At 66.4% G+C, this 26,531-nt stretch carries 24 protein-coding genes; 17 read left to right on the plus strand and 7 right to left on the minus strand.

Translation table 11 applies throughout. From position 1 onward, the window contains the following. Positions 1–250, plus strand: a 250-nt coding sequence (locus tag VH499_RS22500; RefSeq protein WP_332055007.1) for a hypothetical protein, incomplete at its 5' end; no start/stop codon positions are given. A 125-nt stretch (positions 251–375) separates the two neighbouring features. Further along, positions 376–1,464 (plus strand): site-specific DNA-methyltransferase, encoded by a 1,089-nt coding sequence (locus VH499_RS22505; RefSeq protein WP_332055008.1) that lies wholly within the window; start codon positions 376–378, stop codon positions 1,462–1,464. On the opposite strand, the gene mutY is transcribed toward VH499_RS22505, so the two are convergent. Continuing rightward, complete coding sequence (gene mutY / locus VH499_RS22510) at positions 1,461–2,510, minus strand: A/G-specific adenine glycosylase (protein WP_332055009.1); 1,050 nt, start codon at positions 2,508–2,510, stop codon at positions 1,461–1,463. The two genes, VH499_RS22505 and mutY, sit on opposite strands and share 4 nt — an antisense overlap. A gap of 40 nt (positions 2,511–2,550) precedes the next feature. Between mutY and VH499_RS22515 the strand changes: the two genes are divergently transcribed. The 5 genes from VH499_RS22515 to VH499_RS22535 all read left to right on the plus strand — a co-directional run bounded on the left by VH499_RS22515 (position 2,551) and on the right by VH499_RS22535 (position 9,965). Beyond that, entirely contained in the window at positions 2,551–3,657 is a 1,107-nt protein-coding gene (locus tag VH499_RS22515; protein ID WP_332055010.1) for a DciA family protein, read from the plus strand. 55 nt (positions 3,658–3,712) lie between these two features. After that, a complete protein-coding gene (locus VH499_RS22520; protein WP_332055011.1) occupies positions 3,713–4,381 on the plus strand; it encodes a DsbA family protein in 669 nt (222 codons plus the stop codon). Between the two features lie 27 nt (positions 4,382–4,408). Further along, on the plus strand, positions 4,409–8,065 hold the full coding sequence (locus VH499_RS22525) for an AAA family ATPase (protein WP_332055012.1): 3,657 nt from the start codon (positions 4,409–4,411) through the stop codon (positions 8,063–8,065). Positions 8,066–8,185: 120 nt separating this feature from the next. After that, complete coding sequence (gene dapE / locus VH499_RS22530; RefSeq protein ID WP_332055013.1) at positions 8,186–9,373, plus strand: succinyl-diaminopimelate desuccinylase; 1,188 nt, start codon at positions 8,186–8,188, stop codon at positions 9,371–9,373. A gap of 7 nt (positions 9,374–9,380) precedes the next feature. Further along, positions 9,381–9,965: a hypothetical protein gene (locus VH499_RS22535; protein WP_332055014.1), complete on the plus strand. Its 585-nt coding sequence runs from the start codon at positions 9,381–9,383 to the stop codon at positions 9,963–9,965. Here the strand turns inward: VH499_RS22535 and truA are convergent. Then, entirely contained in the window at positions 9,915–10,703 is a 789-nt protein-coding gene (gene truA / locus VH499_RS22540; RefSeq protein ID WP_332055015.1) for a tRNA pseudouridine(38-40) synthase TruA, read from the minus strand. The genes VH499_RS22535 and truA overlap by 51 nt on opposite strands. Positions 10,704–10,706: 3 nt before the next feature. Then, positions 10,707–11,681 (minus strand): methionyl-tRNA formyltransferase, encoded by a 975-nt coding sequence (gene fmt / locus VH499_RS22545; protein ID WP_332055016.1) that lies wholly within the window; start codon positions 11,679–11,681, stop codon positions 10,707–10,709. Positions 11,682–11,732: 51 nt separating this feature from the next. On the opposite strand from fmt, the gene zapE reads away from it, so the two are divergent. The 3 genes from zapE (at position 11,733) to VH499_RS22560 (ending at position 14,722) form a co-directional block, all read left to right on the plus strand. Next, complete coding sequence (gene zapE / locus VH499_RS22550) at positions 11,733–12,896, plus strand: cell division protein ZapE (protein WP_332055017.1); 1,164 nt, start codon at positions 11,733–11,735, stop codon at positions 12,894–12,896. Between the two features lie 79 nt (positions 12,897–12,975). Then, a complete protein-coding gene (locus VH499_RS22555) occupies positions 12,976–13,857 on the plus strand; it encodes a dienelactone hydrolase family protein (protein ID WP_332055018.1) in 882 nt (293 codons plus the stop codon). A 4-nt stretch (positions 13,858–13,861) separates the two neighbouring features. Next, positions 13,862–14,722 (plus strand): alpha/beta hydrolase, encoded by an 861-nt coding sequence (locus VH499_RS22560; RefSeq protein WP_332055019.1) that lies wholly within the window; start codon positions 13,862–13,864, stop codon positions 14,720–14,722. Positions 14,723–14,761: 39 nt separating this feature from the next. Here the strand turns inward: VH499_RS22560 and VH499_RS22565 are convergent, their stop codons facing one another. Next, positions 14,762–15,211, minus strand: coding sequence for an ester cyclase (locus tag VH499_RS22565; protein WP_332055020.1), 450 nt, complete (start codon positions 15,209–15,211; stop codon positions 14,762–14,764). Positions 15,212–15,383: 172 nt separating this feature from the next. Here VH499_RS22565 and mdh point away from each other — a divergent pair, with 172 nt between their 5' ends. From mdh to VH499_RS22600, 7 genes are all read left to right on the plus strand, one after another. Then, entirely contained in the window at positions 15,384–16,349 is a 966-nt protein-coding gene (gene mdh, locus VH499_RS22570; RefSeq protein ID WP_332055021.1) for a malate dehydrogenase, read from the plus strand. 165 nt (positions 16,350–16,514) lie between these two features. Next, complete coding sequence (gene sucC, locus VH499_RS22575) at positions 16,515–17,711, plus strand: ADP-forming succinate--CoA ligase subunit beta (RefSeq protein WP_332055022.1); 1,197 nt, start codon at positions 16,515–16,517, stop codon at positions 17,709–17,711. After that, positions 17,711–18,586, plus strand: coding sequence for a succinate--CoA ligase subunit alpha (gene sucD, locus VH499_RS22580; protein WP_332055023.1), 876 nt, complete (start codon positions 17,711–17,713; stop codon positions 18,584–18,586). Before sucC ends, sucD begins: the two co-directional genes overlap by 1 nt. Before the next feature lie 80 nt (positions 18,587–18,666). Then, positions 18,667–21,567, plus strand: a complete 2,901-nt coding sequence (locus tag VH499_RS22585; RefSeq protein WP_332055024.1) for a 2-oxoglutarate dehydrogenase E1 component — start codon at positions 18,667–18,669, stop codon at positions 21,565–21,567. A gap of 29 nt (positions 21,568–21,596) precedes the next feature. After that, complete coding sequence (gene odhB / locus VH499_RS22590) at positions 21,597–22,856, plus strand: 2-oxoglutarate dehydrogenase complex dihydrolipoyllysine-residue succinyltransferase (protein WP_332055025.1); 1,260 nt, start codon at positions 21,597–21,599, stop codon at positions 22,854–22,856. 108 nt (positions 22,857–22,964) lie between these two features. After that, a complete protein-coding gene (lpdA, locus tag VH499_RS22595; protein WP_332055026.1) occupies positions 22,965–24,377 on the plus strand; it encodes a dihydrolipoyl dehydrogenase in 1,413 nt (470 codons plus the stop codon). Positions 24,378–24,407: 30 nt separating this feature from the next. Then, a complete protein-coding gene (locus VH499_RS22600; protein WP_332055027.1) occupies positions 24,408–24,674 on the plus strand; it encodes a hypothetical protein in 267 nt (88 codons plus the stop codon). 16 nt (positions 24,675–24,690) lie between these two features. Here the strand turns inward: VH499_RS22600 and VH499_RS22605 are convergent, their stop codons facing one another. The 3 genes from VH499_RS22605 to VH499_RS22615 all read right to left on the minus strand — a co-directional run bounded on the left by VH499_RS22605 (position 24,691) and on the right by VH499_RS22615 (position 26,462). Further along, positions 24,691–25,497 (minus strand): anti-sigma factor, encoded by an 807-nt coding sequence (locus tag VH499_RS22605; protein ID WP_332055028.1) that lies wholly within the window; start codon positions 25,495–25,497, stop codon positions 24,691–24,693. Further along, a complete protein-coding gene (locus VH499_RS22610; protein WP_332055029.1) occupies positions 25,494–26,000 on the minus strand; it encodes a sigma-70 family RNA polymerase sigma factor in 507 nt (168 codons plus the stop codon). The genes VH499_RS22605 and VH499_RS22610 overlap by 4 nt, the downstream gene beginning before the upstream one ends. A 78-nt stretch (positions 26,001–26,078) precedes the next feature. Further along, a complete protein-coding gene (locus VH499_RS22615; RefSeq protein WP_332055030.1) occupies positions 26,079–26,462 on the minus strand; it encodes a hypothetical protein in 384 nt (127 codons plus the stop codon). Positions 26,463–26,531 lie beyond the last annotated feature (69 nt).

A 26,531-nucleotide genomic window follows, 5' to 3' on the forward strand; every position in this document is an offset into this window, starting at 1 on the left:
CATGGATGACAAGGGCAAGGTTCCAGCCGAGGCCGAGCATGGACAGCTCATCGCCGAGCTGCGCGCCTCGATCACCAGGCACACATCGGGAAAGAGGCGCGAGCGGCTGCTGGCACGGCTTGATCAGCTGGAAATGTCGGCAAGCACCTCGTCATTCGGCGAGCACGTGAAGGCCCTCGTCGAGGAGGCCGAGGAGGAGGCGGCCGCGATCGGTCCCTTCATGGCGAGACTCTCGAGCCTCCTGCCTTAGCGCTTCTCCCTAGCGCTGGTGTGTCTTCGCTCCGGGTCGACTCGATCTTGTGGATTGATGCTCTAAACAATTGAATCAATTGTAATTTCTTGACCGAGACTCGGTGGATGACTCATCTTCCACCGATGCCTGTGGATTATCTCGACCGCATTCTCGTCGGCGACTGTATCGAACTGATGAACAGCCTGCGGGAAGGCTCGATCGACCTGGTGTTCGCCGACCCGCCCTATAACCTCCAGTTGGGCGGCGAGCTGCTCAGGCCCGACAACAGCAAGGTCGATGCGGTCGACGACGAATGGGACAAGTTCGCCGATTTCGCGCGTTACGATTCCTTCACCCGCGCCTGGCTCGCCGCGGCGCGGCGTTTGCTGAAGCCCGAGGGCACGCTGTGGGTGATCGGCAGCTACCACAACATCTTCCGTATCGGCACGGCGCTTCAGGACCAGGGCTACTGGATCCTGAACGACATCGTGTGGCGCAAGTCGAACCCGATGCCGAACTTCAAGGGCAAGCGCTTCACCAATGCGCACGAGACACTGATCTGGGCGGCTCGCGAGCGGCGCACAAAGCGTTACACCTTCAACTACGATTCGATGAAGGCGCTGAACGAGGGTGTGCAGATGCGTTCCGACTGGCTGCTGCCGCTCTGCACGGGCGGCGAGCGGCTGAAAGGTGACGACGGCAAGAAGGCACACCCGACGCAGAAGCCGGAATCGCTGCTGTTCCGCTGCCTGATGGCGGCTTCCAATCCGGGCGACACGATCCTCGATCCGTTCTTGGGCACCGGCACGACCGGCGCGGTTGCCAGGCGCCTCGGCCGGCACTTCGTCGGACTGGAGCGTGACCGAACCTATGCGGCGCTGGCGCGCAAGCGCATCGCCGAGGTGACGCCGCTTACCATGGAGGACGTGACGCCCAAGCCCGCCAAGCGCCAGGAGCCGCGCATCCCCTTCGGCGTGCTGATCGAGGCGGGTCTGCTTCGGCCGGGCACGGTGCTGAGCGACCTGAGCGGTCGCCTGCATGCGCGGGTTCGCGCCGACGGCACGCTTTCGGCGGCCAACGCGCTCGGCGAGCATCGCGGCTCGATCCATCAGGTCGGCGCCGCGGTGCAGGGGGCGCCGGCCTGCAACGGCTGGACCTTCTGGCATTTCGACGGCGAGGGCGGGCGCCGGCCGATCGACCATCTCCGCCAGCAGGTGCGGGCGGGTCTCTAGCTCTTCACCGCGTGCGCGATCACCTTGCGCATGACCGTGGGCAGGGCGCGCTCGGTCATCCGATCGATCGTGCACCAGGCGCTGCCGGGCGCGAGCCGGGCCAGCCCCGAGGTCGTGGCGATGGCGTGCGCGACCGCAAGCTCGAGATGAAAATGCGTAAAGGTATGGCGCACGCCGCCCTCGAGGACTTTCCATTTGGCCGGCACGGGAGCTTCCTTCAGCGCCTCGGCGACCGACAGGGCGCCCTCGCGCCAGTCGCTCGACGGCACCTCGTCCATGCCGCCCAGCAGGCCCCTGGCCGGCCGCTTGCGCAACAGCACCGCGCCGTCCTTGCGCGACAGCACGAAGGCGACGCCCCGCCGCGTCGGCTTGTCCGCCTTCGGCGCGCGCCGCGGCAGCTCTTCGGCGTTGCCGCGTTTGCGCGCCTGGCAATCGGCCATTAAGGGGCAGATGACGCAGCGTGGGCGGCGTGGCGTGCAGACCGTGGCGCCGAGATCCATCATGGCCTGGGCGTAGTCGCCGGCGCGTTGCGTGGGCACCAGCTCCGCCGCGCGCAGGGCGATTACGGCCTTGGCGTCGGGCAGGGGCACTTCGATCGCGAACAGGCGCGCGATCACACGCTCGACATTGCCGTCGACCGCCGACGCCGGCTCGTCGAACGCGATCGCGCGAATGGCCGCCGCCGTGTAGGGCCCGATGCCGGGGAGGGCCCGCAATTCCTGCTCGCTGCGGGGGAAATTGCCGCCATGCTGTTCCGTCACGGCGCGTGCACATGCATGCAGGTTGCGGGCGCGCGCGTAGTAGCCCATGCCCGCCCAGGTCGAGAGCACGTCGTCGATCGGCGCTGCGGCCAACGCCTCGACCGTCGGCCAGCGCTTCACAAAGCGGTGAAAATAATCCCCGACCGTGGCGACGGTGGTCTGCTGCAGCATGATCTCCGATAGCCAGACGAGATACGGCGCAGCGCGTTTTCCGGCCACCGCCCGCCAGGGCAAGGTGCGGCGATGTCGATCGTACCAGTCGAGCAGGCGCGTGGCGTGGGTCATGGTCATGCGAGAGGCGGTGGCCTAGCATAAGGAGCAGGCTTTGAAAGGGTCCATGCGGGAAAACGGCTTTCGCGCCATCGGCGGACTTGCCCAGCAACTCGCCACGGGGCTCGCGCCGAAAGGCAGCAAGGGAGGAGCCGGGCGGCATGGCGTACCGCTCATGCGGCTCAAGGCCGAGTGGCCGGCCATCGTCGGTGCCGAGATTGCCCGCGTGTCGCGCCCCGAGGCCTTGCTTGCCGGTCGCGGCGCGCGCCTGGCGCAGGGATCGGGCAAGAAATTGCGGCTGCGCGTGGCGGGGAGCGCTTCGGTCGAGATCCAGCACATGACGGGCCGGCTGGTCGAGCGCGTGAATGCCTACTTCGGCTATCGCTTCATCGACGGGGTTCGGCTGGTCCAAGGCGGCATCGTGGCCTCGCCACCTGCAAGTGCCCTTCCCGCGCCTGACCCGGAGACGGCAAGGCGGATGGCCGAGCGGGCGAGCGCGGTGAAAGATCCCGACCTCAAGGCGGCGCTCATGCGGTTGGGCGCCCGCATCGCGGCGGGCCGCCGCTGTATGATGCTGGGCGGATTGGGGGCGCTGCTGTTCGCGCGCGAACCACATGCCCAGGACCTGACCGGGGAGCAGGAGAAAGCGCTGGCCGTCCGTCCCGGCGACCACGTTCTGGGCAAGGCCGAAGCGCCCAACCTGATCATCGACTATTTTTCGCTGACCTGTCCGCACTGCGCCAACTTTGCCGCCGCAGTCCTGCCGAGGGTGCGCAAGGAATTCGTCGATACCGGCCAGGCCCGTTTCGTCTATCGGCATTTTCCGTCCGACTCGATTGCCACCCACGCCAGCCAGCTTGCCGAATGCGCCGGCCCGGAAAAGTTCTTCGACACCATCGACGCCCTGTTCCGTTCCCAGGTGGATTGGCTGACCTCCGCGGAGCCGGAGGCGGAAATGGTCAGGATCCTGGAAAAGCGAGGAATGGCGGCCGGCCAGTGCCTCGCCAAGGACCAGCTTTTGGACAAGATCGTCGACGACGTGATGACCGGCCAGACGCTCGGCGTTCGCCAGACACCGACCCTGTTCATCAACGGCCAGAACTGCGGGAATCCTGGCGGGATCGATGCCATCGGCAAGATTCTGCGGGATATCGGCCGGTAAAGGTTTGACTCCCCACAGGCTAAATTCCCAAGATGTAGTAGAGAGGAAGTTGGGTATGCGGAATATCTTGATCGTCGCCGGCGGGCTCGTGGCGGTGGCCGCGATTGCGGCTGGCGTCTATTTCGGGACGCGCCCGGCTTCGACCGGTCCGGCGCCGACCCCGGCCGCTGCCACGGCGGCACCGGACAAGGCGGCGATCCTCAGCGTCCAGCCCGACGATCATGTCGAGGGTGACCCCAAGGCACCCATCACCCTGATTGAATATGCCTCCTTCACCTGCCCGCACTGCGCCCACTTCAACACGGTGGAATTGCCGAAGATCAAGGAGAAGTGGATCGATACCGGCAAGGTGAAGTTGGTCTATCGCGACTTCCCGCTCGACCAGACGGCGGCGCGCGCGGCGGAGCTCGCCCAGTGCGCGGGCAAGGACAAGTACTTCGCCGTGGTCGACATGATCTTTCGCGGCCAGGGCAACTGGGCGACGGCCTCTGATCCGATCGCCGAACTCTCGAAGTCGCTGCGCATCGCCGGCATGGGCGAGAACGAGGTCAAGGCCTGCCTCGCCGATCCCAAGGTCGCCGACGGCGTCATCGCCTCCTATCGCAGCGGCGAGGAAGTGGGCGTCGATTCGACGCCGACCCTCTTCGTCAATGGCGAGCAATTCAAGGGCGCGCGCTCGGTCGAGGAGCTCGAAGCGACCTTCAACAAGCTGCTGAACAAGTAACCCGGCAACCAGGCAGGCGTGGTGTAGATGGTCCAGTTCGACAAGCTCCGGCTCTCCGGCTTCAAGTCCTTCGTCGATCCGACGGAACTTGCCATCGAGCCCGGCATGACCGGGATCGTGGGCCCCAACGGGTGCGGCAAGTCGAATCTCGTCGAGGCGCTCAAGTGGGTAATGGGCGAGACCTCGGCCAAGCAGATGCGCGGCAGCGAAATGGAGGACGTGATCTTCTCCGGTGCCGGCACGCGGCCGGCGCGCAATATCGCTGAAGTCTCGCTGACGCTCGACAATCGCACCCGCACGGCGCCTGCGATGGTGAACGACGCCGACCAGCTCGATATCGCGCGGCGCATCGAGCGCGGGCAGGGCTCGGCCTATTCGGTCAATGGCCGCGAGATCCGCGCGCGCGACGTGCAGACCCTGTTCGCCGACTCGGCGACCGGCGCGCGTTCGACGGCTCTGGTAAGCCAGGGTCGCATCGGCGCGCTGATCGCCGCCAAGCCAGCCGACCGGCGCACGATCATCGACGAGGCTGCCGGCATCACGGGGCTCTATGCCCGTCGTCACGAGGCCGAGTTGCGCCTGCGCGCGGCCGAGCAGAATCTCGCACGCGTGCAGGACGTGCTGGTCGCGCTGGAGGAGCAGCACAAGGGTTTGAAGCGCCAGGCTCGTCAGGCTAGTCGCTATCGCAACCTGTCCGACCACATCCGTCGTGCCGAGGCCGCCGTGCTGGCGCTGAGACTCGCCGCGGCGGAACGCGAGCTCGCCGAAGCGGGCGAACGGCTGAAGGAGGCGGAGGCAGGGGTCGCCGATCTGACCCGGCTCGTTGGGCTGGCCACGACGGCGCAGGCCGACGCCGCAACCGCGCTGCCGCCGCTGCGCAACGACGAAGCCGCAGCCGCGGCGGCCCTCCAGCGGCTGCGCGTGGCCCACGATGCACTGGCGGCCGAGGCCGAACGTGTCGCCTCGGCCCAGCAGGACTCCCAGACCCGCCTGCAGCAGACCGACTCCGATCTTGCGCGCGAGCGCGGCCGCAAGGGCGACGCCGAAGCGGCCATCGCCGATCTCGCAGGGCAGCGGGCAAAGCTCGAGCAGGAGCGGGTGGGCGAGGACGACCGGGCCGCCGCCGCCCGGGCAGCGCGCGACGAGGCACAGGGCGCCACGAGCGCCGCAGAAGCCGAGCATGACCGGCTGACGCGACAGATCGCGGACGATGAGGCGTTGCGCGCCAGCGTCGGCCGCGAGATCGCCGAGTTGCAGGAACGCCTGGGCCGGCTCGATGCACGGCGTGCCGAGGTGGCGGGGCAGCAGCAGGCGATCGAGCGCGAGCTCAAAGCATTGCCGGGGCTGTCCGAGGTCGAGGCGGCGCTGGAAGCGGCGCGTGCCGCGCTCCACGAGGCGCGCCGTTGCAGCGCGCAAGCGGTCGAAAGCGCTCGCGAAGCCGAACGCTACGAGTCCGATGCCGCTCGCGCCGCCGTCGCCAAGGCGGAAGCCGAGCGCATCGAGATGGAGCAGGCGCGCGCTGCCGAGCGTCAGGCCGCCGAGCAGAGCCATGCCGCCGCCGCCGAACTGCTGCAGAAGGCCAACGCTCGGCTGACGAAGCTGCGTGCCGAGGAAGCGGGGGTGGCGGCGGCGCTGAAATCGGCCGCCGCCTCGCTCTGGCCGCCGCTACTCGATGCGCTGTCGGTCGATTCCGGCTTCGAGAAAGCGCTGGGTGCGGCTTTCGGCGAGGAGCTCGAAGCGTCGTCCGACCGCGGCGCACCGGTGCATTGGCTGCCGCTCGGTCCGATCGCCGATGCGCCGGCGCTGCCCGACGGGGTGACCCCGCTCTCCGCCCATGTGCAGGCACTGCCGGAGCTGGAACGGCGGCTCGCCTTCATCGGCCTCGTCGCCGACGATGCGACAGGTGCGGCCCTTCAGGAAAGCCTCAAACCCGGCCAGCAGCTTGTGACGGTGGAAGGCGCGGTGTGGCGCTGGGACGGCTACACGATACGCGCCGGCGCGCCTTCGGCGGCAGCCGTGCGCTTGAGCCAGCGCAATCGCCTGGCCGAGATCCGACAGCAGATCGAGGCCTTGGCGACCGAGCAGGCGGCGATCCAGACGCGAGTCGATGCGGAAGCCGGCTGGCTCGCCGCGGCGCGCGGCGCCGAGAAGGCCTGCGTCGAACGGGCGCGCCTGCACGAGCGGCGCATCGCCGAAGCGGCGCGTCGCAAGACCCAGGATGCGGGAGAGGCGACGCGCGCGGCGGAACGCGCGGCGCAGGGCGCCATCGCGGCGGCCGAGCATGTTGCGAGCGAAGCCCGCGACCGCCATGCTGATGTCGCGCGGCGCACCGACCAGCTCAATACGCATCTCTCGGCGATCGAGCGATTGGTTGCCGAGATCGCCGGCGAGTTCGCCGATGCCGAAATGCGGCGGACGTTTCGCCAGGCTCGGCTCTCCTCGATCTCCGACACCCAGACCGATCGCATCACGGCGGGGACGCTGCGGGCGCGGATCGCCGAGTTGCGCGCCGAGCTCGTCGAAGCCGAAAGCTCCTGCGACCGCCTCGCGCGCGAATGCGCGATGCGGGCCGAGCGGCTGAACCAGATCGGGCAGGACCATGACGGCTGGAGCAAGCGCCTTGCCGATGCCAGCGGCCAGATTGCCGAGCTCGACGCACGCCGCGAGCAGATCACGGCGGCGCTGGCCGAGCTTGCCGCGAAGCCGGCGGACATCGAAAGCAAGCAGCGCGCACTAGGCGAGGAGATTGCCAAGGCCGAAGACAAGCGGCGGGAAGCGGCCGACCGGCTCGCTGTCGGCGAGACGAGGCTGGGCGAAGCGGACAAGGCGCTGCGCCAGGCGGAAGGCGAGTTGGCCGGTGCGCGCGAGAGCCGGGTGCGCCGCGAAGGCCTGGTCGAGCAGGCGGCCAAGGACCGCGAGGCGGTGGTCGAGCGCATCGTCGAACGGCTGCGCTGCGAACCGGACGGCGTGCTGGCGCTGGCCGAAGTCCAGTCGCTGGAGGAACTGCCCGAAATCGAGAAGGCCGAGCACAAGCTCGAGCGGCTGATGCACGAGCGCGAAACGATGGGCGCCGTGAACCTGCGTGCCGAGGAGGAGGCGAACGAGCTCGAACAGCAAATCACCGGCATGACCACCGAGCGCGACGATCTGATCGCCGCGATCGGCCGTCTGCGCCAGGGCATCCAGAGTCTCAATCGCGAGGGCCGCGAGCGCTTCCTCGCCGCCTTCGACCAGGTGAGCGGTCACTTCCAGCAGCTCTTCACCAAGCTATTCGGCGGCGGCAAGGCCGAGCTGCGACTGACCGAGTCGGAGGATCCGCTCGAGGCGGGCCTCGAGATCCACGCCAGCCCGCCCGGGAAGAAGCTGCAGGTAATGTCGCTCCTTTCAGGCGGCGAGCAGGCGCTGACAGCGCTGTCGCTTCTATTCGCGGTGTTCATGACCAACCCGGCGCCGATCTGCGTGCTGGACGAGGTCGATGCGCCCCTGGACGATCTGAATGTGGAGCGCTTCTGTGCACTGGTGCAGGACATCGCCAGCCGCACCGACACGCGCTTCCTGATCATCACCCACCACCGCGTGACCATGGCGCGGATGGATCGCCTCTATGGGGTCACCATGGCCGAACGGGGCGTGTCGCAGCTCGTCTCGGTCAACCTGATGGAAGCCGACAGGATGGTGGCCTGATTTCGACAAGCAGGAGTTCAACAAGCAAAAAGACAATCTTCCTCTCACATCGACTTGGGCGTCGGCTTTGGCCAGCCGGCGCCCTTCTCTTTGGAAGGCGCCGGATGTAGTGTCCGGCCCATGCCCGACACACTGGTTCCTTCTGTCACCGACGTGGTCGAACTCACGCGTGCCCTGGTCCGCTGCGAGAGCGTGACGCCGCGCGAAGCCGGCGCGCTGCAGCTGCTCGAGCGCATCCTCACTCCGCTCGGCTTTCGCTGCGAGCGCATGGATTTCGCTCAGGTCGGCACGGATGACGTAGCGAACCTGTACGCGCGCATCGGCACCGGCGGGAAGCACTTCTGCTTTGCCGGCCATTCGGACGTAGTGCCGGTAGGCGATCTCTCGTCGTGGACGATCGGTCCCTTTGCCGCGGAATTGTCCGGCGGCTATCTGTTCGGCCGCGGCGCCGCCGACATGAAGGGCGCGATCGCGGCCTTCGCCGATGCAAGCGCTCGTTTCGTTGCCCGGCGTGGCCGCGACTTCGGCGGCTCGATCAGTCTCCTGATCACGGGCGACGAGGAGGGTCCGGCCGTCAACGGTACGGTGAAGATGCTGGAGCGGCTGGCCGAGCGCGGTGAGGCGATCGATGGCTGTGTGGTCGGTGAGCCGACAAGCGCCAAACGCTTCGGGGACATGATCAAGATCGGCCGGCGTGGCAGCATGACGGTCGACATGACGGTGCGCGGGGTGCAGGGCCATGTCGCCTATCCGGAGCGACTGGACAATCCGATCCATCGTCTCGCGGCCCTGATCGAGGCGCTGGTGCGCGAGCCGATCGACCAGGGCAGCATGCACTTCCAGCCGACCTCGCTGCAGTTCACGACCGTCGATGCGGGCAACAAGGCAACCAACATCGCCCCCGGCGTCGTGGCGGCACGCTTCAACACGCGCTTCAACGATCGCTGGAGCTCCGAGACCCTGCTGACACACTTGCAGGAGCGGATCGAGCGTGCCAATGCGGCGCTCGGCGGCAACGGCACCGTGGCATACAAGGTCGAGGTCTCGGGCGAATCCTTCTACACGCCGCCCGGGCCGCTTTCCGATCTCGTGGCTGGTGCAGTACGCGACGTTGCCGGCGTTGATCCCGAGCTCTCGACCACCGGTGGCACGTCGGATGCCCGCTTCATCCGCCGCTACTGTCCGGTGCTGGAGTTCGGTCTGGTCGGCGAAAGCATGCACAAGGTCGACGAGAAGAGCGCCATCGCCGATCTCAGGATGCTGGCCCGCGTCTACGAGACGGTGCTCGACCGCTACTTCGCGACCTGACGTCGTCGTGTTCGCGAAAGGCGAAATCGGCCGCAGCACGCAGGGCGTGCTCCGGCTCCTGCACCGCGATCCCGCGGCGCCATTCTACTTCGAGAACAGCACCGAAGCCTGCCTGCGCTCGTTCCAGGTCATGCTGCTGGTGGCGCCACTCTACATGCTCTATGTGGCGATTTCCTATTCGGGGCTCGAGGTTGCCGCAGATCCCGGCGAGATCGCGCTGGTCGAGGCGCTGCGCTACGTTGTCGACTGGCTGCTTTATCCGGTGGTGTTCTACGAGATCGCGCGTCGCCGCCGCTGGCTCGACCGCTATCCGCGGTATATCGGTGCGCTCAACTGGCTCGCCCTGCCGGCAATGACGGTGCTGCTGCTCGATTCCGTCGTCGCGAATGTGGCGCCCTCGCCGTTCCCCACGATCTTCGATCTCGCCGTGCAGGCGCTGCTGTTCTACTGGATCATCATCACGACGCGCATGATCTTGAGCGTCAACTGGTTCATTGCCGGCCTGTTGCTGATCGTGAACTGGGTGCCTTCGCTCTTCCTGTCACTCATCGTCAGCCGCATCCTCGGCGTGTCGGCCGCCGTCAGCGGATAGATCGTAGCGCACTTCCATCAGGCAGAGACCGAGCGGCGGGGCGGTCGGGCCGGCGCGTCTGCGGTCGCGGGCAGCCAGCGCCTCCTCGACATCCCGCTTGCTCCACTGGCCGCGCCCGACGAGCTGCAGCGTGCCGACCAGTATGCGCACCTGATTGTGCAGGAACGACCGGGCGCCGACCTCGATCCCGATCTCCTCGCCGTCGCGGCGAACACTCAGCCTGTCGAGGGTCTTGACGGGTGACGCTGCCTGGCAATTGATCGAGCGGAAACTGTTGAAATCGTGCCGGCCCACGAGCACCGACGCGGCCGACGCCATGGCCGCCGCGTCGAGCGGCAGGGGGACATGCCAGACGTGGCCGCGATCGAGCGCCGGCGGTGAACGGCGATTGAGGATGCGATAGCAGTAGCGCCGCCATGTAGCTGAAAAGCGCGCATGGAATGCGGCCGACACGATCTCGACCGTCGGCACGACGATAGGATGCGGCCGCAGATGAAAGCAGAGAGCACCGCGCACCGACTCGAGCGGCTGCTCGCGAGCGAGGTCGAAGTGAGCTACCTGGCCGAGTGCATGCACGCCGGCGTCGGTGCGGCCGGCGCCCTGCACGTGCACGCGCTCGCCCGTGAACGCGAACACCGCATCCTCCAGCACGGCCTGGATCGAAGGGCCGTTGTCCTGGCGCTGCCAGCCGACGAACGGGCCGCCATCGTATTCGACCGTGATCTTGTAGCGCGGCACGACTCAGCCGGGCCTGGTCTGCGGCAGGGGCACGACCGATGGCGAAGGCAAGACGGTGCCGGCGGGCATCGCGAAGCCCCGCAGGAACGCGTCGGCAGATTGGGCCGACTTGCCGGCACGCTGCAGCTTCAGGAGCCGCAACCCGCCATTGCCGCAGGCAATCACGGGATAGCCGTCGTCGCCAATGCGGACCGTGCCCGGAGCATTGGCCGCCAGCGCAAGACCGGCCTGCAGGACCTTGATGCGTTCGATGCCGCCAGCGTGCGGCGCATCGAACCACGTGCCAGGCCAGGGGTGGAAGGCGCGCACCTTGCGCTCCAGTTCCGCTGCCGGTTGCCGCCAGTCGAGGAGACCTTCTTCCTTGCCAAGTTTGTGGGCGTAGGTTGCGCCGTCCTCCAGCTGCGGCACGGGCTCGATCGCCCGGCGCATCAGTCCGTCCAGCGTGGAGACGATCAAGGTCGCGCCCAGGTCGGCGAGGCGGTCATGCACCGTCTCGGCAGTGTCGGCGGCCGAGATCGGCGTGCGTTCGGCCAGCAGCATCGGGCCGGTATCGAGCCCTTCGTCCATGCGCATGGTGGTGACGCCGGTCTCGGCATCGCCCGCCAGCAGCGCGCGATGGATCGGGGCCGCTCCGCGCCAGCGCGGCAGCAAGGAGCCATGGATGTTTATGCAACCCAGCACCGGCGCTTCGAGAAAGCCCTTGGGCAGGATATGGCCGTAGGACACCACCACCGCGGCGTCGAGATCGAGCGCCTCGAAGGCGGCTGCTTCCTCGTCGCTGCGCAGCGTCCTGGGTGTGCGTACGGGCAGGCCGAGGCTGGCGGCTGTCTTGTGCACAGGCGTCTTGCGTTCTTGCTGTCCACGGCCGGCGGGCTTCGGTGCGCGCGTATACACGCAGGCTATCTCGTGGCCCGCCTCGACCAGCGCCTCCAGGGCGGGAACGGCGAAATCCGATGTGCCGAGAAACGCAAGCTTCATCGCCGCATCTTATAGGCAGCCGAGCATGGGTGAGCTAGGTATCGGCGGCAAATGGACTCCGATACCCCCACCACCGGCAAGGGACCTGCCGCCAACCTTGCCGCCCGTCGCGCTGCGGGCCAGATCCGTGCCGATCCGGTGCAGGAAAAGGCCGTTCAGGGGCTCCAGCTCGTGCACGATCGACTTGCCGCACAGACCGCGCCGACTGCGCGGCCAAGCTTGCTTGCACGGCTGGGCCTGGGCCGGGCGGAGAAATCAATGGCCGGCCCGCGCGGGCTTTACATCTGGGGGCCGGTCGGGCGCGGCAAGTCGATGCTCATGGATCTGTTCTTCGCCGACGCGCCGATGGCGAGAAAGCGCCGCGTACACTTCCATGAGTTCATGCTCGAGGTCCACGATCGCCTGCATCGCCGTCGCGAGGCACTGGCGGCCAAGGGTGCGCCGCCCGAGGCGGATACGATAGTGCCGATTGCGAAGGAGATCGCGCGCCAGACCCGGCTCCTGTGCTTCGACGAATTCCAGGTCACCAACATCGCTGACGCGATGATCCTGGGCCGTTTGTTCGAGACGCTGCTGGACGAAGGCTTGATCGTGGTCGCCACGGCCAACCGTGCACCCGACGACCTCTACAAGAACGGACTGCAGCGCGACCGCTTCCTGCCCTTCATCGAGCTCATCAAGAAGCGGCTCGACGTCCTGGAGCTGGGCGGCGGACAGGACTATCGCCTCGGCCGAATGCGCAAGCTCGAACTCTACCTGACGCCGCTCGGTGCGTGGGCCGCCGCGAAGCTCGACGAATCCTTCCGCGCTTTGGCCGACGGCGCCGACGGCGAGCCCCGCGTGCTCCGCACGCAGGGCCGCGATGTCGAGGTGCCGCGCGCCGCGCCGGGCGTGGCCATGGCGCACTATGCCGATTGGTGCGCCAAGCCCATGGGAGCCGCCGACTTCCTTTGCATCGCAGACCATTTCCACACGGTGATCCTGGCGGAGATTCCCAGGATGGGACCCGAGAACCGGGACAAGGCGGCGCGGTTCGTGACCATGATCGATGCCTTTTACGAGCGGAGGGTGAAATTCATCTGCTCGGCCGCCGCAGCGCCTGACCGCCTCTATGTCGAGGGCGAGGGCGCTTTCGAATTCCAGCGCACGGTCTCGCGGCTGATGGAGATGCAGAGCCCGCAGTATCTCGCGCTCGATCACGCCGAGGCAGGCTGATCCTCTCCTACTTGTTACTGTAGCGCGAGCGCGGTGCGGCCCTAGGCTTCGGGTTCCGATCCACTCCAGGAGGCGCGGCATGGATGGCGATCGACGCTCCCTCGGCGATAATATTTCCCGCCGCGATGCGCTGTTCGGGACCGCTGCCTTCGGTGCCTCCTACGCGTTGGCGGTTCAGCCGGTCGAGGCACAGACGGTGATCGTGACGCCATCCGACGGTCTCGCCGCGGGCGCGGTCTCGGTAAAGACGTCGGACGGCAGGGAAATGATGGCCTATCGTGCCATGCCGGCTTCCGGCGAGGGCTTCGGCACGGTCCTGGTCGTGCAGGAGATTTTCGGCGTGCACGCCCATATCGCCGACATGTGCCGGCGCTTCGCCAAGGTCGGCTACTACGCGATCGCGCCGGATCTCTACTTCCGCCAGGGCGATGCCACGAAGGTTGCCGACTCGCAAGTCTTGATCAGGGACTACATGTCCAAGACATCCGATGAGCAGGTGATGGGCGATTTCGACTCCACGGTCGCCTTCGCCAAGGCCGAGGGCAAGGCCGACACGTCCAAGCTCGGCATCACGGGCTTCTGCTGGGGCGGCCGGATCACCTGGCTGTACGATGCACACAATCCCGGGATCAAGGCGGCGGTCGCCTGGTACGGACCACTCGGCAGCAAGGTCACACCGCTCACGCCCCGCAATCCGATCGACATCGTGAACCAACTGCACGGACCCGTCCTCGGCCTCTACGGCGGCACCGACAGCATCATCACAGCGGAGTCCATCGAGAGGATGCGCTCCGCCCTCAAGGATTCGAGCAATCCTTCGGCGACGAAGTCCGACATTCACATCTATCCGGATGCGGGTCACGCCTTCAATGCCGACAACCGCCCTTCCTATCGCAAGGAGGCGGCGGAAGATGGCTGGAAGCGCTGCCTCGCCTGGTTCAAGGCCAACGGTGTAACATGACCGGATGGTTGAAACCGTTGGATTGAAGACCCGTTCGGGATTCACGTTCACCGCTGACGTCACCGGTCCGGACGGCGGTGATCTCGTATTGCTGCTGCACGGCTTTCCCGAATCGCGGCACAGTTGGCGCGCCGCCCTGCCGGAACTCGCGAAAGCAGGCCATCGTGCCGTGGCTCCCGATCAACGGGGATACTCGCCGGGTGCGCGGCCGGATCCGAAGGTCCTTTCGAGCTATGCCTTCGGCAAGCTGATCGCCGATGCGGTCGACATTGCCGATGCATCGGGTGCCGCCGGCAAGCGCTTTCATCTGGTCGGTCATGACTGGGGCGGTCAGGTAGCGTGGGGCGTGGCGGGCAAGCATCCCGAGCGGCTCGCCTCGCTCACCGTCCTGTCGCGGCCGCATCCGTCATCGTTCCGCCGGGCGCTCCTGAAGGAGGACGGGGACCAGAAGCATCGCTCGCGCCATCACCGCAAGTTTCTCGAGCCCGAGACGGGACAGATGTTGCTCGAAGACAATGCCCGCCGGCTTCGGCGCAACCTTGCCCGGCAAGGCGTGCCGCAGGCAGCGATCGAGGAGCATCTCAGCGTGTTGGGAAGTCCGCAGGCGCTCGAAGCCGCCTTGGCGTGGTATCGCGCAAACAAGGGTCTGGCGGCCGAGGTCGGCGAGGTGAAAGTGCCGACGCTCTACATCTGGGGTGACGCCGATGCGACCGTTGGCCCCGATGCCGCCCATGGCACCAGGGAATTCGTCGGTGCCGCCTACGGCATGGAAGTGCTGCCGGGGGTCGGCCATTTCATCATGGATCAAGTGCCGGCCAAGGCCGTCGGCCTGCTGCTGGCGCATCTTGGCCGCCATCCGGTCTGACCCTTCCCCACCCAGCTGGGGAAGGGTCGTGGTGGCCGGTCAGGCCGCCTTCAAGAGGCCGAGTTGCTGGAGCGCCGTCACGCCGTCATCGAGGCCGATCTCCTCGGCGATCTTGCCGTTCGCGACGCGTAGCACCGTGGTTCCCGTGAAGTACATCTTGCGGCCGGACGCGGCAGGAAGGGAGCCGACGAGGAAATCGCTGAAGGCCGGCCCGGTGTGTGTGCCGCCGCCCTTCCAGCGCCCGACCACGTAGTCGTCTTCCGCAATGAGATCCGCTGCGCCCTCGAAATGCAGGTCGGGAAAGGCCTCGCGGAAGCCGATCATGAATTGCTTCACGTCGTCGCGACCGCGCCGCGGTTCATGCAGGGAATACTGCAGGAGAATATCGGATGCGGCGAGTTCCTCGACGATCGCGGGCCTCCAGGGATTGCCCCAGAAATCCTTGAACCAGCGACCAACGATGGCCTTGTTGTCCTGTTCCTTGGACATGGTGAGCTCCTTTGCGTTATTGCGGGCGTGGACATAGCCCGGCGGGAGTTCTCGAAATATCCGGCGGCCGCGCCGTATTCGGATGGGACGCGGTGAGACTCGAAGGAGCCTGCCTTGCCGCTTCAGCCGAATCGCGCTACCACGCGCCGCCCTTGGAAAAATGGAGATTCGCATGGCTCGCAAGAAGATCGCGCTGATCGGCGCCGGACAAATCGGCGGCACCCTCGCTCTACTCGCCGGCCAGAAAGACCTGGGCGACATCGTGCTCTTCGACATTCCCGACGCCGAAGGTATCGCCAAGGGCAAGGCGCTCGATATCGCGCAGCTCTCGCCGGTCGAGGGCTTCGACGCGAACTATTCCGGTTCGGCCAATTACAAGGACATTGCCGGCGCCGATGTCGTGATCGTGACGGCGGGCGTGCCGCGCAAACCCGGCATGACGCGTGACGACCTGGTCGGCATCAACGCCAAGGTGATCAACGCGGTCGGCAAGGGCATCAAGGAGAATGCGCCCAACGCCTTCGTAATCGTGATCACCAACCCGCTCGATGCGATGGTCGGGCTGATGCAGGAAGTCACGGGCTTCCCTGCCAAGCGCGTGGTCGGCATGGCGGGCGTGCTCGATTCATCGCGCTTCCGCCTGTTCCTCGCCGAAGAGTTCAAGGTGTCGGTGCAGGACGTCACGGCCTTCGTGCTGGGCGGCCACGGCGACACGATGGTGCCGCTGGTTCGCTATTCGACGATCGCAGGAATTCCGCTGCCCGACCTCGTCAAGATGGGTTGGACCTCCCAGGAGCGGCTCGACAAGATCGTTCAGCGCACGCGTGACGGCGGCGCAGAGATCGTGGGCCTGCTCAAGACCGGCTCGGCCTTCTATGCGCCGGCGGCTTCCGCGATCTCGATGGCCGAGGCCTATCTCAAGGACAAGAAGCGCGTGATCCCCTGCGCCGCCATGCTGAATGGCGAATATGGGGTGAAGGGTCTCTACATCGGCGTGCCGGTCGTGATCGGCAAGGATGGCGTCGAGAAGGTGGTCGAGGTGTCGTTCAACGCCGACGAGAAGGCGATGTTCGACAAGTCGGTCGCGGCCGTGAAGTCGCTGGTCGAGGCGACGAGAAAGATCGTTGCCGGAGCGTAGTTTGCACGCACCGTGCGCCGCGTTCGTGCGGCGGCAAAAGGGTCATCAGTCGGTCGTTGCAAAGCCGCTGTGGCACCCATAAAGTGCCGCAGGCATCGATAAGTTGCGTTTTGCAACTTAAAGCCTTCGACGCTTCTTGCACTCGGTCCCGAACGACAGGACTCCATGAATATTCACGAGTATCAGGCCAAGGCTTTACTGGCCAAGTTCGCCGTTCCCCTGCTGAAAGGGGGCGTTGCCTACACCAGGGACGAGGCGATGGACGTCGCGCGGAAGCTGGGCAGTCCGGTGACGGTCGTGAAGGCCCAGATCCATGCCGGAGGTCGGGGGGCGGGCAAATTCAAGGACGATCCCAAGGGCAAGGGCGGCGTGCGGGTCGTGAAGTCGCTCGACGAAGTGGGCGAGAACGCCGCTGCGATGCTGGGCCATGAACTCGTCACCAAGCAGACCGGCCCGGCCGGCAAGACGGTGAGGCGGCTCTATATCGAAGAAGGCTGCGACATCAAGCGCGAGCTCTACCTCTCGCTGCTCGTGGATCGCGCGGTCGGCCGCATCTCCGTCGTCGCCTCGACGTCCGGCGGCATGGATATCGAGACGGTGGCGCACGACACGCCGGAGAAGATCGTCACGCAGGCGATCGATCCCGCGGCGGGCTATCAAAGCTACCAGGGCCGCAAGATCGCCTTCGCGCTCGGCCTTGCCGGCAAGCAGGTCAACAATTTCGTCAACCTGCTGGGCGGCCTCTACCGGGCCTTCGTCGAGCTCGACTGCTCGCTGATCGAGATCAATCCGCTGGTCGTGACGGAAGCCGGCGATGTGATCGCACTCGATGCCAAGATTAACTTCGACGACAACGCGCTCTACCGGCACAAGGAGCTGGAGGATCTGCGCGACGTCGACGAGGAGGATCCGGCCGAGACCGAGGCCGCGAAGTATGCGCTGAACTACGTCAAGCTCGACGGCGAGATTGGCTGCATGGTGAACGGCGCGGGCCTCGCCATGGCGACCATGGACATCATCAAGCTCTACGGATCGGCCCCCGCGAATTTCCTCGATGTCGGCGGCGGCGCCACCAAGGAGCGGGTGACGGCGGCCTTCAAGATCATCCTCAAGGATCCCAATGTCGAAGGCATTCTGGTCAACATCTTCGGCGGCATCATGCGCTGCGACGTGATCGCCGAGGGCGTGGTGGCCGCCGCGCGCGAGGTCAATCTGCACGTTCCGCTGGTAGTGCGGCTGGAAGGGACCAACGTCGATCTGGGTAAGAAGATCCTGAAGGAGTCCGGCCTCAAGATCACCTCGGCGGAAAATCTCGCCGATGCCGCGCAGAAGATTGTCCAGGCGGTCAAGGAGTCCAACTGATGGCCGTCCTCGTCGACAAGAACACCAAAGTCATCTGCCAGGGCATCACCGGCAGCCAGGGCACCTTCCATACCGAGCAGGCGATCGCCTATGGCACCGCGATGGTCGGTGGTGTCACACCGGGCAAGGGTGGTACTACCCATCTCGATCTGCCTGTGTTCGACACGGTGGCCGAGGCGGTCGCCAAGACCGGCTGCACAGCGAGCGTCATTTACGTGCCGCCGCCGTTCGCCGCCGACTCGATCCTGGAGGCGATCGACGCGGGGCTTCCGCTGATCGTCTGCATAACCGAGGGCATTCCGGTCATCGACATGGTCAAGGTGAAGCGTGCGCTCACCGGCTCCAAGTCGCGACTGATCGGCCCCAACTGTCCCGGTGTCATCACGCCGGGCGAGTGCAAGATCGGTATCATGCCGGGCCATATCCACAAGCGCGGCAAGATCGGCATCATCTCGCGATCGGGCACGCTCACCTACGAGGCGGTGGCGCAGACCACTGCGGTCGGCCTCGGCCAGACGACCTGCATCGGCATCGGCGGCGATCCGGTGAACGGCACCAACTTCGTCGAATGCCTCGAGATGCTGCTCGGCGATCCCGAGACCGAGGGCATTGTCATGATCGGCGAGATCGGCGGCGACGCGGAGGTGAAGGGCGCCGAGTTCATCAAGGCATCCAAGACCACGAAGCCGGTCGTCGGCTTCATCGCCGGGCGCACCGCACCGCCGGGCCGCCGCATGGGCCATGCCGGCGCCGTTATCTCGGCCGGCCACGACACGGCGGAGTTCAAGGTCGCGGCCATGCGTTCCGCCGGCATCAAGGTTGCCGATTCGCCGGCCGCATTGGGCGCGCAAATGCTCAAGGCCATGAAAGGCTGACTATCTTTTGCGTTCGGCCCTCCGTTGCCGCGGAGCAGGGAAGATAGGACAAGGACAGGGCGCTGAAGGAGCTGACGGCCATGCAGGCAGAACAGACATCGTTCCTGTTCGGCGCTAACGCGCCGTTCATCGAGGAGCTCTATGCGCGCTTCCTCGATGATCCGAGTCGTGTCGACGCAGACTGGCGCACCTTCTTCGAGGCGCTGGCCGAAAAGCGCGGCGACGTCCTGGCCGAAATGCGTGGCGCTTCCTGGGCGCCCAACGGCGCGCGCGTGATCGATGTTCCCGACACCGAGATGCCCCGCGCGGCCGCCAATCTCAACGTCAAGGCCGGCAATGGCACCGCATTCGCAATGCCGCTCGCCGGCCAGGGCGAGGAAGCGATCCGCGCGGCCGCCTTCGACACGTCGCGTGCTTTCCTGTTGATCCGTTCCTATCGCATTCGCGGCCATCTCGAGGCGGATCTCGATCCGCTGGGCCTGGTGAAGCAGGCGCCGCATCGCGAGCTCGATCCCGCGACCTACGGCTTTGGCGAGACCGACTGGGAACGCCCGATCCTGATCTTCGGCGCCCTGGGGCTGGGCGACGCTGCCACGCTGCGCCAGATCATGGATCGGCTGCGCAAGACCTATTGCGGCAAGATCGGCGTCGAATACATGCACATCGCCGATCCGGACCAGAAGGCGTGGATCCAGGAGCGCATCGAGCATATCGAGAACCGAACCGATTTCACGCTTGAAGGCCGGCGCATGATCCTTCAGCGCGTGGTCGAAGCAGAGGGGCTCGAGAAGTACCTCGGCATCAAGTTCGTGGGGACGAAGCGCTTCGGCCTCGACGGTGGCGAGTCGCTGATCCCGGGCGTCGAACAGATCCTCAAGCGCGGCGGCCAGCTCGGCGTACGCGAGGTCGTGATCGGCATGCCCCATCGCGGCCGCCTCAACACGCTCGTGCACGTGATGCACAAGAGCTACACGGCGCTGTTCTCGGAATTCCAGGGGCGGCCCTCGCTGCCGGAGGAGATGCGTGGCTCCGGCGACGTCAAGTATCACCTGGGCGCCTCGGCCGACCGGGAATTCGACGGCAACGTCATCCACCTCTCGCTCGCGCCCAATCCGTCGCATCTCGAGGCGGTGAACCCTGTCGTGCTGGGCAAGGCCCGGGCCAAGCAGGACCAGCGCGGCGACGGCGAGCGCGGGCAGGTAATGGCGATCCTGATGCACGGCGATGCGGCATTCGCCGGTCAGGGGCTGGTGGCCGAGAGCCTCGACCTCAGTGATCTCGGCGGCTACCGCATCGGCGGCACGATTCATCTCGTGGTCAACAACCAGATCGGCTTCACGACGCTACCGACCTATTCGCGCTCCGGGCCCTACTGCACGGAAGTCGCCAAGATCGTGCAGGCGCCGATCCTGCACGTGAACGGCGATCACCCGGAGGCGGTGGTCCATGCCTGCCGCATCGCGACCGAGTTCCGCCAGCGCTTCAAGCGCGACATCGTAATCGACATGTTCTGCTATCGCCGCTACGGGCACAACGAGTCGGACGAGCCGATGTTTACGCAGCCGCTGATGTACAAGGAGATCGGTGGCCACAAGACGGTGAAGCAGGTCTATGCGGCCCAGCTCGAGGCCGAAGGCGTCGTGACGCCGGCCGATGTTGCGGCAATGGACGCGGAACTGCGCCAGAAGCTCGACGAGGCACTGGAGGCCGCCGCCAACTACAAGCCCAACAAGGCCGACTGGCTCGAAGGCAAGTGGACGGGCTTTACCGTTGCGCCAGGAGAGGAAGACCGCAAGGGCATGACCGCGGTGGAGATGGGGGACCTCGTCACTGTCGGTAAGGCGGTGTCGCAGCCGCCTGCCAACTTCGACCTCAACCGCAAGATTGCGCGTCTGCTGCAGGAGAAACGCAAGACCATCGAGACGGGCAAGGACATCGACTGGGCAATGGGCGAGGCGTTGGCCTTCGGCACGCTCCTGGTCGAGGGCACGCCGGTGCGTCTGAGCGGCCAGGATACCGGTCGCGGCACCTTCTCCCAGCGCCATTCGGTGCTGATCGACCAGAGCAACGAGAACAAGTACGTGCCGCTCAACAATGTCGCGGCCGACCAGGCGCGCTTCGAGGTAATCGACAGCCCGTTGAGCGAGGCCGGAGTGCTGGGCTTCGAGTACGGCTACTCCTCAGCGGAGCCCAATGCGCTGGTGCTGTGGGAGGCGCAGTTCGGCGACTTTGCCAATGGCGCGCAGGTCATCATTGATCAGTTCCTGTGCTCGGGCGAAAGCAAGTGGCTGCGCATGAACGGCCTCGTGATGCTGCTGCCGCACGGCTACGAAGGGCAGGGCCCGGAGCATAGTTCGGCGCGACTGGAGCGCTACCTGCAGCTCTCGGCCGAGGACAATTGGCAAGTGGTGGTGCCGACCACGCCTGCGAACTACTTCCACGCATTGCGTCGCCAGGTGCGGCGCACTTTCCGCAAGCCGTTGATCGTCATGACGCCGAAGTCGTTGCTGCGTCACAAGGAATGCGTTTCGACGCTGGCCGATTTCGGTCTCGGCTCGTCCTTCCGGCGCATTCTGATCGAGACCGAGACATTGACCGACCGGGAGAAGGTGCGCCGCGTCATTCTGTGCAGCGGCAAGGTCTACTTCGATCTGCTGGCCGAGCGTCGCAAGCGCGAGATCGACGACATCGCCATCCTGCGCATAGAACAGCTCTATCCGTTCCCGATCACGCGGCTCGGTGTGCGGCTCGCGCACTATCCGAACGCCGAGGTCGTGTGGTGCCAGGAGGAGCCCGAGAACATGGGTGCCTGGCACTTCGTCGACCGTCGCATCGAGCGTTCCCTGTCCGGCATCGAGGTCAGCAGCAAGCGGCCCGTCTATATCGGTCGCCCCGAGGCGGCGTCGCCGGCGACTGGCTCGCTGCGCACGCATCTCAAGGAACAGGCCGATCTGGTCGATCGCGCGCTCACCGTCGGCTGACGGCGCGGTGCCGAAGGAGGTTTGTCGTCATGGCCGTCGAGATCAAGGTCCCGGCATTGGGTGAATCCGTCACCGAGGCTACCGTCGCCAAATGGCTGGTGAAGGCGGGGGACCCGGTAGCGATCGATCAGCCGCTATGCGAGCTCGAGACCGACAAGGTGACGGTCGAGGTCAACGCGACGGTGGCCGGCACCATGGCCGACCTCGCCGTGGTCGAGGGCGCCACGGTCCAGGTGGGTGGCGTGCTCTGCCATATCGAGGCAGGTGGCGCGGCGCCTTCCGTGCCGGCCGATGCGGCGGCTGCGGCCGCGCCTCCGCCAAAGCCCACGGTCGCCGTGCCGCCTGCGGTCCACACGGCCCCGGCGCCCGTTCTGGCGGGTGTCGGACCGGGCGCCAACCTCGCCGCTTCGGGTCCCGCGGCACGCAAGCTCGCCGACGAGAAGGGAGTTGCCGAGTCGGCGATCGAGCCTACCGGCAAGGACGGCCGTGCCACCAAGGCCGACGTGCTGGCCGCCCTCCAGTCGGTTCCCACACCGAGCGCGGCGCCCGTGGCCAAGCCCGCCATTCCGGCCGGCCCGCGGCCGCGCGCCGACCGCGAGGAACGCGTGCGGATGACCCGGCTGCGCCGCACCATCGCCAATCGCCTGAAGGAAGCGCAGAACACCGCCGCCATGCTCACCACCTTCAACGAGGTGGACATGTCCAGCGTCATGGCGTTGCGCGAGCGGCTGAAGGAGGAGTTCGAGAAGAAGCACGGTGCGCGGCTGGGCTTCATGTCCTTCTTCGTCAAGGCCTGCATCGCCGGTCTCAAGGAGCTGCCGGCGGTCAACGCGGAGATCGAGGGCGACGAGCTCGTCTACAAGAACTACTACGACATCGGAGTGGCGGTGGGCACACCCAACGGCCTCGTCGTGCCGGTGCTGCGTGATGCCGACGTCCTGGGCTTCGGCGAGATCGAGAAAGGCATCGCCGATCTCGGCCGCAAGGCGCGCGACGGCAAGCTTTCCATTGCCGATCTGACGGGCGGCACCTTCACCATCTCCAACGGCGGCGTCTACGGCTCGCTGATGTCGACGCCGATCTTGAACCCGCCGCAGTCCGGTATCCTCGGCATGCACAAGATTCAGCAGCGGCCGATGGTGGTGGGCGGCGAGATCAAGGTGCGGCCGATGATGTACCTGGCGCTTTCCTACGACCACCGCATCATCGACGGCCGCGAGGCTGTGCTGTTCCTGGTGCGCGTGAAGGAATGCATCGAGGATCCCGAGCGATTGCTTCTGGGGATCTGAGGTCGACAACTGTGATCGCGAGGACGAGACCTGAGGGATCCTCGCAGGCCACAGGAAACATCCTCGTTGTGCGTTCGCGATGATATCGAGTGTGGAGCGGCATAGACGATGGCAAACGAAACCTTTGATCTTGTCGTGATCGGTGCCGGTCCGGGTGGTTATGTGGCGGCGATCCGGGCGGCGCAGCTCGGCATGAACGTCGCGGTCGTCGAAAAGCGCGCGACCCTCGGCGGGACTTGCCTCAATGTCGGCTGCATCCCGTCGAAGGCGCTGCTGCAGTCGTCGCATCTGTTCGAGCAGGCGGCGCACGATCTTGCGGTGCACGGCATGCTGCTCGACGCTCCCAGGCTCGACTTCGCGCAACTCATGAAGCGCAAGAACGAGGTCGTCGACGCCACGACCAAGGGCGTTGCCTTCCTGTTCAGGAAGAACAGGATCACGACGTTCCGCGGCAGCGGCCGCATCGAGAGGGCCGGGTCGGTGCTCGTTCTGGGCGAGGATGGCGCGGTCAAGGACACGCTTTCGACCAGGAATATCCTGATTGCGTCGGGCTCGGAGGCGACGCCTCTGTCGGGCGTCAGGATCGACGAGAAGAAGATCGTCTCATCGACCGGCGCGCTCGAGCTTTCCGAGGTGCCCAAGCGCCTCGTGGTGGTGGGCGCCGGCATCATCGGCCTGGAGCTTGGATCGGTCTGGCGCCGCCTCGGATCGGACGTGACGGTAGTCGAGTTCCTCGACCGTATCACGCCGGGCGTTGACGACGAGGTGACTAGGCACTTGCAGCGCACGCTCACCAGGCAGGGCCTCAAGTTCAGGCTCGGCTCGAAGGTGACCAGGGCCGAGCCGACCGCTGCGGGCGTTGCGCTCACCGTCGAACCGGCGAAGGGCGGCGCCGCCGAGACCTTGGAGACCGACGTCGTTCTCATCTCGATCGGCCGGCGGCCGTATGTCCAGGGCCTCGGCCTCGACAAGGCCGGGGTGAAGCTGTCGCCGGGCGGCCGCATCGAGGTCGATGCGCATTTCCAGACTTCGGTGCCCGGTATCTATGCGATCGGCGACGCGATCGACGGACCGATGCTCGCCCACAAGGCGAGCGAGGACGGGGTCGCCTGCGTCGAGACGCTGGCCGGCCAGAAGGGCCACGTGAACTGGGACTTGGTGCCTTCGATCATCTATACCCAGCCAGAGGTCGCATGGGTCGGCAAGACCGAGGAACAGCTCAAGGCGGCCGGCATCGGCTACAAGGTCGGCAAGTATCCTTTCACCGCCGATCCGCGCAGCCGCGCCAACGCCACCACCGAAGGCTTCGTGAAGGTATTGGCCGACAAGGCGACGGACCAGGTGCTGGGCGTGCACATCATCGGTGCCGAGGCGGGTACCATGATCGCCGAGGCGGCGATGGCGATGGAGTTCTCGGCCTCGGCCGAGGACATTGGTCGTGTTTGCCACGCCCATCCCACGGTGAACGAGGCGATGAAGGAGGCGGCGCTGGCCGCCTGGGACAAGCCGATTCATTTGTGAGCCGTTGACAACGACAAGGGTCAGGCAGTCATGCGCAAGCCGTTGATGGCGCTCGCGATCGCCGCCTGCCTGGCAATGGCGGTGATTGGCGGGCTGCTGCCGATCCTGCAGGGCTGGATCTTCTTCGTGCTCGCCCTCTACCTTTTCGCCACCGAGTTCGAAACCGGCCGCTCCTATGTGAAGGTCGCCCGCCGCCGCTGGCCAGTCCTGTCGCGCTGGATCGTCAAGGCCCGCAGCCATCGTTGGGCCCCGCGCCATCTGCAGGAGTTCGACGATCTCACCGATCCGTCGAAGTGACGCGGGCGACCCGCAGTCAGTTCTTCCTGGTTCCCGGATCGCCGCCGCTGAAGCCGTGATAGACCGCCTCGGCGATCGGCAACAACTCGTCGCGCGAGACGGCGCCGGTGACAGCAAAGCCGAATCCCCGGTCGATCCAGGCGAAGGTCGAGGTCTCGCCCTCGTGCCAGAAGCGGAACGCCGTCTCGCTGCCTTGGGCGGCGCGGACATAGACGGTAAGGCGCCTGCCCGTCGGATCGTCGTACATGAGCTGTGCTGCCGCGCCGCTACCCGACGGCAGGAGGCGGCCACCCATCAGGCGATAGCGGAACGGCGTGAGGTCGGGCGCGACCAGCGGCTTGCCCAGTCGGCGCGAGAGCCACTGCAGCAGATGCGCCTCGTGCTGCGCGTCGACTTCGACCGGATGGGCAACCTCGACCACGAAGGTGCGGTAGGCGGCCGAGGCATTTTCGGCAACTGCCGTCGCGGCCGGCGGCGCGCCAGGCGACCCCATATCCCGATCGTTTGCCATCCAACCCGTGCCGGCGCCGGCAGCGAACAGCAGCAGGCCCGCCGCGGCCGCGCCCAGGCCTCGCATCCACCGACGGCGCCTGGCCGCCTGGATATTGGCAATCCACAGTCGAGGCGGGACCGGTTCGGCGAACTTGCTCTCGAGCTGGCCGCGCAGTGCGGCCCGCTGGCGCTGCTCCAGCATCACGCGCTCGCGTACCTCCGGATGCCGGGCGAGATAGGACTCGACCTCGGCCAGCCGCTCGGTCGCGAGGCGGCCGTCGACTAAGGCCTGCAGGTCGTCCTCGACGATCGCGGCATCCTTGCCGGTCATTTCACTCTCCGAAGCAATCTCGTCCGACCCGTTTCGACGATCGAGCGCAGCCGCTGGCGTGCCCGCGAGAGGCTGGACATCACCGTGCCGACAGGCATGCCGAGGAGGCGCGCGGCCTCGGCGTAGGAAAAGTCCTCGACGCCCACCAGCAGCAGCAGCGACTTCTGCTCCTCGGGTAGCTGGTCGAGTGCCGCCAGCACGTCATGGACCTCGAGCGTGGTCTCCTGTCGCGGCGCGACAGCGGGCAGCGGCGCTTCCTCCATCGCGACGGGCGCGCCGCGGCGGCGGTCCTGCCGCCAGCGGCTCACATAGAGATTGCGCTGGATGGCGAACAGCCAGGCGCGCAGGTCGCCGTCCTGCCGACGCAGCGACCAACGGGACAGGGCTCGCTCCAGCGTATCCTGCACCAGGTCGTCCGCCCGGTCATGGTCGCGCAGCAGTGCATAGGCGTAGCGGCGCAACGCCGGGATCTGCTGCTCGAGAAGGGCTGCGATATCCGCCATTCGAGGCGATAGTCTACGCCGAAATCTTGGCGCGCCGGGGATGCGTTCGCGGATGCTCGCCCGGCGCCCCAGCCTCCATCAGGGCCGCGCGGTGTGCCAGGCTCCGTTCAGGAAACCGTCGCCCGTTGTGTCCCCGGGCTTGGTGTCCTTGACCCATCCGTAGAGCGGCTTGCCCTTGTAGGCCCACTGCTTCAGTCCGTCGTCGCGCGTGATCACGGACCAGTCGCCGGACGCCTTGGCGCCATCGGCGACCAGGAGTGGCGGCCAGTTCTTGGCGCACGGGCCGTTACAGGCCGACTTGCCCACGGTGTCCTTGTCGAAGGTGTAGAGCGTCATGCCCTTGGCATCGACGAACATGCCGTTCTTTGCCATCGGTGCCATCGCGGCCGGCTCGGCGGCCAAGACGGCGCCCGAGGCGGCGAAGGTCACGGCAAAGGCGGTGAAGGCGAACGATTTCAACATGAATCTCCTCCGTGCAGATGTTGATGCACGAGAGGGAGACGCTCGGAAGTGAGGTTTATTCCCGACTCC

This window comes from Reyranella sp. (assembly GCF_036558665.1).
In the GTDB taxonomy this organism is placed as follows: Bacteria; Pseudomonadota; Alphaproteobacteria; order Reyranellales; family Reyranellaceae; genus Reyranella.

Excerpts from the sequence above, each read along its gene's own strand:
- VH499_RS22505 (WP_332055008.1), top strand. The coding sequence starts at position 376 with ATGCCTGTGGATTATCTCGACCGCATTCTCGTCGGCGACTGTATCGAA.
- mutY (WP_332055009.1), bottom strand. The coding sequence starts at position 2,510 with ATGACCCACGCCACGCGCCTGCTCGACTGGTACGATCGACATCGCCGC.
- VH499_RS22520 (WP_332055011.1), top strand. The coding sequence starts at position 3,713 with ATGCGGAATATCTTGATCGTCGCCGGCGGGCTCGTGGCGGTGGCCGCG.
- VH499_RS22525 (WP_332055012.1), top strand. The coding sequence starts at position 4,409 with ATGGTCCAGTTCGACAAGCTCCGGCTCTCCGGCTTCAAGTCCTTCGTC.
- dapE (WP_332055013.1), top strand. The coding sequence starts at position 8,186 with ATGCCCGACACACTGGTTCCTTCTGTCACCGACGTGGTCGAACTCACG.
- fmt (WP_332055016.1), bottom strand. The coding sequence starts at position 11,681 with ATGAAGCTTGCGTTTCTCGGCACATCGGATTTCGCCGTTCCCGCCCTG.
- zapE (WP_332055017.1), top strand. The coding sequence starts at position 11,733 with ATGGACTCCGATACCCCCACCACCGGCAAGGGACCTGCCGCCAACCTT.
- VH499_RS22555 (WP_332055018.1), top strand. The coding sequence starts at position 12,976 with ATGGATGGCGATCGACGCTCCCTCGGCGATAATATTTCCCGCCGCGAT.
- VH499_RS22560 (WP_332055019.1), top strand. The coding sequence starts at position 13,862 with ATGGTTGAAACCGTTGGATTGAAGACCCGTTCGGGATTCACGTTCACC.
- VH499_RS22565 (WP_332055020.1), bottom strand. The coding sequence starts at position 15,211 with ATGTCCAAGGAACAGGACAACAAGGCCATCGTTGGTCGCTGGTTCAAG.
- mdh (WP_332055021.1), top strand. The coding sequence starts at position 15,384 with ATGGCTCGCAAGAAGATCGCGCTGATCGGCGCCGGACAAATCGGCGGC.
- sucC (WP_332055022.1), top strand. The coding sequence starts at position 16,515 with ATGAATATTCACGAGTATCAGGCCAAGGCTTTACTGGCCAAGTTCGCC.
- sucD (WP_332055023.1), top strand. The coding sequence starts at position 17,711 with ATGGCCGTCCTCGTCGACAAGAACACCAAAGTCATCTGCCAGGGCATC.
- VH499_RS22585 (WP_332055024.1), top strand. The coding sequence starts at position 18,667 with ATGCAGGCAGAACAGACATCGTTCCTGTTCGGCGCTAACGCGCCGTTC.
- odhB (WP_332055025.1), top strand. The coding sequence starts at position 21,597 with ATGGCCGTCGAGATCAAGGTCCCGGCATTGGGTGAATCCGTCACCGAG.
- lpdA (WP_332055026.1), top strand. The coding sequence starts at position 22,965 with ATGGCAAACGAAACCTTTGATCTTGTCGTGATCGGTGCCGGTCCGGGT.
- VH499_RS22600 (WP_332055027.1), top strand. The coding sequence starts at position 24,408 with ATGCGCAAGCCGTTGATGGCGCTCGCGATCGCCGCCTGCCTGGCAATG.
- VH499_RS22605 (WP_332055028.1), bottom strand. The coding sequence starts at position 25,497 with ATGACCGGCAAGGATGCCGCGATCGTCGAGGACGACCTGCAGGCCTTA.
- VH499_RS22610 (WP_332055029.1), bottom strand. The coding sequence starts at position 26,000 with ATGGCGGATATCGCAGCCCTTCTCGAGCAGCAGATCCCGGCGTTGCGC.
- VH499_RS22615 (WP_332055030.1), bottom strand. The coding sequence starts at position 26,462 with ATGTTGAAATCGTTCGCCTTCACCGCCTTTGCCGTGACCTTCGCCGCC.